7 protein-coding genes and 1 pseudogene are annotated in these 7,249 nt (G+C 69.5%); 4 read left to right on the top strand and 4 right to left on the bottom strand.

The window, feature by feature from the left end; genetic code table 11:
- A partial coding sequence (locus VFN12_RS10060) for an HAD-IC family P-type ATPase (RefSeq protein WP_325118521.1) occupies positions 1-882 on the bottom strand: 882 nt, incomplete at its 3' end.
- A gap of 166 nt (positions 883-1,048) precedes the next feature.
- Here VFN12_RS10060 and VFN12_RS10055 point away from each other — a divergent pair.
- The gene (locus VFN12_RS10055; protein WP_325118520.1) at positions 1,049-1,492 is read left to right on the top strand and encodes a DUF6325 family protein; all 444 of its coding nucleotides are present in this window, start codon (positions 1,049-1,051) and stop codon (positions 1,490-1,492) included.
- Positions 1,493-1,523: 31 nt separating this feature from the next.
- On the top strand, positions 1,524-1,814 hold the full coding sequence (locus tag VFN12_RS10050) for an SHOCT domain-containing protein (protein ID WP_325118519.1): 291 nt from the start codon (positions 1,524-1,526) through the stop codon (positions 1,812-1,814).
- A 160-nt stretch (positions 1,815-1,974) separates the two neighbouring features.
- Here the strand turns inward: VFN12_RS10050 and VFN12_RS10045 are convergent, their stop codons facing one another.
- From VFN12_RS10045 to VFN12_RS10035, 3 genes are all read right to left on the bottom strand, one after another.
- Positions 1,975-2,481, bottom strand: coding sequence for a DUF7144 family membrane protein (locus VFN12_RS10045; RefSeq protein ID WP_325118518.1), 507 nt, complete (start codon positions 2,479-2,481; stop codon positions 1,975-1,977).
- 96 nt (positions 2,482-2,577) lie between these two features.
- Positions 2,578-4,767, bottom strand: a complete 2,190-nt coding sequence (katG, locus tag VFN12_RS10040) for a catalase/peroxidase HPI (RefSeq protein ID WP_325118517.1) — start codon at positions 4,765-4,767, stop codon at positions 2,578-2,580.
- 44 nt (positions 4,768-4,811) lie between these two features.
- Positions 4,812-5,267, bottom strand: a complete 456-nt coding sequence (locus VFN12_RS10035) for a Fur family transcriptional regulator (protein ID WP_325118516.1) — start codon at positions 5,265-5,267, stop codon at positions 4,812-4,814.
- A 111-nt stretch (positions 5,268-5,378) separates the two neighbouring features.
- Between VFN12_RS10035 and VFN12_RS10030 the strand changes: the two genes are divergently transcribed.
- Positions 5,379-6,764 carry a glutamate decarboxylase gene (locus VFN12_RS10030; RefSeq protein ID WP_325118515.1) on the top strand — a complete coding sequence of 462 codons (1,386 nt, stop codon included), beginning with the start codon at positions 5,379-5,381 and terminating at the stop codon, positions 6,762-6,764.
- Positions 6,765-6,860: 96 nt separating this feature from the next.
- Positions 6,861-7,249, top strand: a pseudogene (locus tag VFN12_RS10025) (hypothetical protein); the annotation flags it as partial.

Raw genomic sequence — 7,249 nt, 5'->3', positions numbered from 1 at the left:
CACGGCCAACGCCACCCCGGTCACGAACAGGGTGTCGAACGCCTCGCCGCGGGCGAGTCCGAGCAGGACCACGAGCACCAGGGCGATGGCGGCGATCGTGGCGATGATCTTCGACAGGGCGTCCAGCTGCTTCTGGAGCGGCGTCTTGCTGGTCTCGGTGTTGGCGAGCATGTCGGCGATGTGACCGATCTCGGTGTCCATGCCGGTGGCGGTGACGATCAGCTCACCGCGGCCGCGGGTCACCGAGGTGTTCATGTAGGCCATGCAGGTGCGGTCCCCGAGCGGGATGTCGTCGCCCGGCACCGGCTCGCTCGACTTGCCGACCGGCAGGCTCTCGCCGGTGAGGGCCGCCTCCTCGATCTCCAGCGTCGCGGCCACACAGACCCGGCCGTCGGCGGGCACCCGGTTGCCCGCCTCGACGAGCACGACGTCGCCCGGAACCAGCTCCTCGGCATCGATCTCGACAGCCTGGCCGTCGCGGCGCACCCTGGCGATCGTCTTCATCATCTGCGCCAGGGCCTTCACGCTCTCCTCGGCCTTGGCCTCCTGCCGCAGGCCGATCACGGCATTGAAGACCGTCAGCCCGGCCAGCACCAACGTCGTCCCCGCCTCGCCGGTGACCAGCTGGTTGACCGCGGCGGCGACCAGCAGGACGACCTGCATGAAGTCCTCGTACTGACGGAGGAACGCGCGCCAGCCGGGCTCCTTCTTGCCGCCGGTCAGCCGGTTCGCCCCGTGCGAGGCCAGGCGCGATCCCGCCTCCTGCGCCGAGAGCCCGCGACCGAGGTCGACCCCCAGCTCGCGCGCGACCTGGTCGGCGCCCGCGGCGACAGGATCGGACACGTTCCGGTCAGCGACCGTCGTGATCTCCCCGCTGGTCATCATGTGCCTCCACGAGTCCGTCGGTCTGCCCTCGATGGTGGGATCGCGGGGGTCCGCGTGCCTCACCCGATTGGGGTGATGCCCGGTGCGGGGTGCGATGGGAGCGTCTGGCTCGTCAGCCCGGGGTTCCGTACCGGCTGGCTCACACCGCCCTGAGGAGGAGCAGATGACGCAGACCGACCTCGATGTGGGGCCCATCGACTACCTGGCCGTGGAGTTCCCGGGCGCCAAGCTCACCGGCGAAGCACTGGCTGCCCTGGTCGACCTCACCGATCGCGGAATCATCCGGATCCTCGACCTGCGTGTCGCGGTCGTGAACGAGGACGGCTTCGCGGCCGTCGCACTCACCGACCTCGACGGCGACGGCGAGCTGGACCTGGCCGTCTTCTCCGGAGTCGAGTCCGGCCTCCTGGACGACGACGATCTCGCCAAGAGCGCCGAGCTGGTCGGAGCCGGGGACGCGGTCGCCCTGCTGGTGTACGAGAACACCTGGGCAGGACCGTTCGTCTCGGCCCTCCGCCACCAGGGCGCGGACGTGGTGGCCAGCGGCCGGATCCCGGCCCAGGACGTCATCGCAGCCCTCGAGGCACTCGAGACCCCCGTCGGCTGAACGCCGGCGTCGTACGAAAGGAGGCCCCGTCATGGGTCTGATCGGTGGTATGGCACGCACGGCGGTGGTCGCGGGCACGGCGACGGCCGTCTCGAACCGCGTCTCGCGACGTCAGGCAGGGCGCTGGGCCGCCCAGGAACAGCAGCAGTACCAGCAGCCGGCGTACGCACCGCCGACGCAGTACGAGGCCGCTCCGCCCCAGGAGGCGGACGACGGCTCGTCGATGATCGCGCAGCTCGAGAAGCTCGGCGATCTGCGCGACAAGGGGATCCTCACCGACGAGGAGTTCGCCCAGCAGAAGGCGCGCCTCCTTGCCGGGTGACCGGATGACCCCCAACAGATGACCCGTGACGAGGGACCGGCCGAGTGCTCGTGCCGGTCCCTTGGTCGCGCACGTCCCCGTCGTCCGACGAAGCACGAGGCGCCCGCACCGTGGACCGGGGCGGGCGCCTCACCATGGCTCTCGACAGGGGGTCACCAGGTCAGCTCTCCAGCAGGTCCGACATGTCCGACCCGTGAACCGTCAGCGCCATGATGATGACGACGTCGAGGGCGATCATCATGATCGACCACATCGGGTATGCGGACAGGAAGCCGACGTTGACGACCGCACTCACGCAGGCCATCGCCGTGCCGAGGGCACGCGCCCACATCTTGCCGCTGAACAGGGCGATCCCTGCCGCCACGACGATCGCGCCACCCACGAGGTGGAGCCAGCCCCACGCCGTGTAGCTGACGTTGAGGACCAAGCCGGAGGAAGCGACCGCGAAGTAGTCGTCCTTGAACAGCGCGGCGAGACCCTGGATCACGTGGAACGCGCCCACCAGCACCATGATCACGGCCGCGAACAGGACCCAGCCGACCCAGCCCGAGGCATCGGAGGACATGGACTGCGAACTCCTGCCCGGCCCCATCCGGTAGGACTCGGCGAGGCGTGCCTCCTGGCTCTTGCTGCCGTAGTCCGACAGACCACCCGACGCGCTGCTCATGGGCGCTCACTCCCGTTCAGGTCGCAACTGTGCTCCCAGTGTGTCGCCGGGAGGCCGGGCCGCATCACCCCTTTTGGGCCACTTGGATCCGCCCTGTCAGGCCAGGTCGAAGCGGTCGAGGTTCATCACCTTGTCCCACGCCTTCACGAAGTCGCTCACGAACTTCTCCTTCGCGTCGTCGGACGCGTAGACCTCCGCGATGGCCCGGAGCTGGGAGTTCGACCCGAAGACCAGGTCCACGGCGGTGGCGGTCCACGTGACCTCGCCCGAATCCAGATCGCGGATCTCGTAGACGTTCTCCTCCGACTCGGACGCCTTCCACTCCGTGCCGGGCGACAGGAGGTTGCTGAAGAAGTCGTTCGTCAACGCGCCGGGACGGTCGGTGAAGATGCCGTGCCGGGAGGATCCCGTGTTGGCACCCAGCGCACGCATCCCGCCGACCAGGACTGTCATCTCGGGCGCGGTGAGGCTGAGCAGGTTCGCCCGGTCCAGCAGCAGGGTCTCCGGGGCGAGCTTCTCGCCGCCGCGCAGGTAGTTGCGGAACCCGTCGGCCCGGGGCTCGAGCACCGAGAACGACTCGACATCGGTCTGCTCCTGCGAGGCGTCGGTGCGCCCGGGACGGAACGGCACCGTTACCTCGTGCCCGGCCTCGCGGGCCGCCCGCTCGACGGCGGCGCAGCCGCCCAGGACGATCAGGTCGGCCAGCGAGACCCGCTTGCCGCCGGACTGTGACTCGTTGAACTCCTGCTGGACCCGTCCGAGTGCTGCCAGCGCGGTCTCGAGCTCGGCCGGCTCGTTGACCTCCCAGCTCCGCTGCGGATCGAGCCGCAGGCGGGCGCCGTTGGCCCCGCCGCGCTTGTCGGTGTCGCGGTAGCTGGCCGCCGCGGCCCATGCGGTCGCGGCCAGCCTGGCAACGGACAGGCCGGAGTCGAGCAGGGTGGCCTTGAGGGCGGCAGCGTCCTGGTCGTCGATCAGCTCATGGTCGACGGTCGGCACCGGGTCCTGCCACAACTGCGGCTCGGCGACCCACGGGCCGAGGTAGCGCGCCGCCGGACCCATGTCGCGGTGCAGCAGCTTGTACCAGGCCTTCGCGAACGCGAGCCGGAACTCCTCGGGGTTCTCGTGGAACCTTCGCGAGATCTTCTCGTACTCCGGGTCCATCCGGAGAGAGAGGTCGGTGGTCAACATCGTCGGCAGCCGGTTCGGTCCGCCGTGAGCGTCCGGGATGGTCGCCTCGGCGTCCTTGGCCACCCACTGGTGGGCACCCGCCGGGCTCTTGGAGAGCTCCCACTCGTGGCCGAAGAGGTTCTCGAAGAAGCCGTTCCCCCACCTCGTCGGAGTGCTCGTCCAGGTCACCTCGAGACCGCTGGTGATCGCGTCCGCGCCCTTGCCGGATCCGTAGCCGCTGTGCCAGCCGAGCCCCTGGGCCTCGAGCGGGCAGCCCTCGGGCTCGGGGCCGACCAGGTCGGCGTCGCCGGCGCCGTGGGTCTTGCCGAACGAGTGGCCGCCGGCGATGAGCGCGACGGTCTCCTCGTCGTTCATCGCCATCCGGCGGAACGTCTCACGGATGTCGCGGGCCGCGGCCACCGGGTCGGGGTTGCCGTTGGGCCCCTCGGGATTGACGTAGATCAGGCCCATCTGGACCGCGCCGAACGGCCCGGCGAGCTCGCGGTCCCCGCTGTAGCGCTCGTCGCCCAGCCAGGTGTCCTCGGGACCCCAGATGATCTCCTCGGGCTCCCAGATGTCCTCGCGGCCGAACCCGAAGCCGAAGGTCTCGAACCCCATGTCCTCCAGGGCGACGTTCCCGGCGAGGACCAGCAGGTCGGCCCACGAGATCCTCTGGCCGTACTTCTGCTTGACCGGCCAGAGCAGCCGCCGGGCCTTGTCGAGGTTCGCGTTGTCGGGCCAGCTGTTGAGCGGCGCGAACCGCTGCGAGCCGTCACCGGCACCCCCGCGACCGTCCTCGATCCGGTAGGTGCCCGCCGCGTGCCAGCTCAACCGGATGAACAGACCGCCGTAGTGTCCGAAGTCGGCCGGCCACCAGTCCTGCGACGTCGTCATCACCTCGACGAGGTCACGCTTCAGGGCCTCGACGTCGAGGCCCTGGAACTGCTCGGCGTAGCTGAAGTCCTCGCCCAGCGGGTTCCCCTTCGGGGAGTGCTGGTGGAGGACCTGCAGGTTGAGCTGGTTGGGCCACCAGTCCTGGTTGGTCCGCGGCCGACGGTCCACCTGCGCCTCCGGGGCGTCGATGACCGGGTTCTCGCTTTCGCTGCCGTGTTCGGACACGTCAGTCCTTTCCTTGTTGGCTGCCTTGTCTCGCTCTTGCTCTGTCACTGATGTCGTGGCGACCCGCTCGGTGCAGGTTCCCGGGCGCTGCACTCGGGGCACAGCGCCCAATAGATCACCTCGGCCTCGTCGACGGCGAAGCCGAGGTCCTCGGAGGGCTCGAGGCACGGTGTGGCGCCGACGGCGCAGTCCACGTCCTCGATGGCGCCGCAGGAGCGGCACACGAGGTGGTGGTGGTTGTCACCCACGCGAGCCTCGTAACGCGAGGCCGAGCCGGACGGCTGGATGCGTCGCACCAGCCCGGCCGAGGTCAGGGCCCGCAGGACGTCGTAGACGGCCTGGTGGGAGACCTCGCCGAGATCCTCCCGGACCACCCGGATGATCGAGTCGGTGTCGGCGTGCGGATGGTCGTGCACCGCGCCGAGGACCGCCACCCGCGGGCGGGTCACCCGCAGGTCGGCACCGCGCAACAGGTGCTCGATGTCGGTCGCGGTGGGCACATCTGGAGTCTTGCACTTTTCTGGAACGAGTCAAGATCAGCGAGCTACCCCGTTCCGGGTGAGGCGAGGTCGGGGTCGACGTAGTGACCTTGGTCAGGAACGAGGGAGGGCATGCGGATGACCCAGGACAACCAGCCCAGCGCAGCCGACGTGACGATGTTCGGCAACCAGTTCCTGACCATGGAGGTGCCGAGCACGGAGTTCCCGGCCGCCGGGATGCCGGCGCCGGAGGCGATGCGACTCGTCGGCGAGGACCTCGCGCTGGAAGGGCTCCCGAGCCGCAACCTGGCGACCTTCGTGACGACGTGGATGGAGCCCGAGGCGCGACAGATCATCGCCGCCAACCTGCACCGCAACTTCATCGACCATGCCGAGTACCCGCGCACGGCAGAGATCGAGCAACGGTGCATCCGGATGCTGGCCGACCTCTTCCATGCTCCGGGCCCGACGACCGGCGCCCGCACCCAGGGGTCGTCCGAGGCGATCATGCTGGCCGGCCTGTCGCTGAAGTGGAACTGGCGGAAGCGTCGGGAAGCAGCGGCACTGTCGACCGCCAGTCCCAACCTGGTGTTCGGCGGCGACGTCCACGTGGTCTGGGAGAAGTTCTGCCGCTACTTCGACGTCGAGCCACGCATCGTCCCCCTGCACCCCTCGAAGTACACGATCGGACCCGAGGACGTCGCCCCGCACGTCGACGAGAACACCATCGGCGTCGCGGCGGTGCTGGGGACGACGTTCACCGGCCACCAGGACGACGTCGCCGGCATCAACGACCTGCTGGTCCGGCTGAAGACCGAGCGCGGGATCGACGTACCGCTGCACGTCGACGGCGCGAGCGGAGCCTTCGTCTGGCCGTTCCTGTACCCCGACACGCTGTGGGACTTCCGGCTCGAACAGGTCCGGTCGATCAACGCCTCGGGCCACAAGTTCGGCCTCGTCTATCCCGGCATCGGGTGGCTGATCTTCCGCGAGCAGTCCGACCTGGCACCGGAGCTCGTCTTCGAGGAGAACTACCTCGGCAAGACCGACGCCACCTTCACCCTCAACTTCTCGACCGGCTCCGCGATGGTGCTCGCGCAGTACTACAACTTCGTCCGCTACGGACGCGCGGGTTATCGCTACATCATGCAGAACATGCAGACCAACGCCCACGTGCTCGCCGAGAAGCTGGAGGCGATGGGGCGGTTCGAGCTCATCGGCCGCGGCGAGGAGCAGCTCCCGCTCGTCGCGTTCAAGCTCGCCGCCGAGGAGTCGTACGACGAGTTCGACATCGCCTGGCAGCTCTCCGCGGAGCGGGGCTGGATGGTGCCGGCGTACACGCTTCCTCCGGACGCCCAGGACGTGACGATCATGCGCGCGCTGGTGAAGCAGACCCTGAGCCGCGAGCACGTGGACACGCTGGCCCGTGACATCGAGGAGGCGTGCACGACGCTGGAGGCCAAGGGCGGCGCCCACCCGGAGGAGCGGAAGAAGATCGTGACCGGCTCCGGCCACTGATCCCGTGGGGCGCCCAGATTGCCTCCGGTTGCGCCCGGATGCCTCGCCTGTATCAGGTGACGCGCCGATCCGTGGCGGTGTCCTACCTTGATCGCCATGTCATCGCAAGGGCACGAACCCCCCGGGGTCGCGGGCGGGACGGGGGCCGCGCCCGTGCCGCGGATCGTCGTCCTGATGCTCGGCGTCATCGGGGCAGTGGCCCTGGCTGTCGGCGTCCGCGGGGCGGCCGAGATCATCGCGCCCGCGATGCTCGCGCTGGTCCTGACCATCGCCGTGCTCCCGCTCGGCAACTGGGCGCGTCGCCACCGGTGGCCGGGGTGGCTGGCCACCCTCGGAGCGCTGGTCGCGGCGTACGCCATCTTGCTGGTGCTGCTGATCGGCACCGTCGTCTGCCTGGTCAGGCTGGTCGACCTGCTCCCCCAGTACGCCGGCGACGCCACGCAGCTCTCGGCCCAGACCAACGACGCGCTGTCCCGCGTCGGGCT

The sequence above is a fragment of the Nocardioides sp. genome, from assembly GCF_035703625.1.
Taxonomy (GTDB): domain Bacteria; phylum Actinomycetota; class Actinomycetes; order Propionibacteriales; family Nocardioidaceae; genus Nocardioides.
The sequence above is the reverse complement of the archived record's forward strand: the minus strand, read 5'-3'. Positions and strand labels throughout refer to the sequence as shown.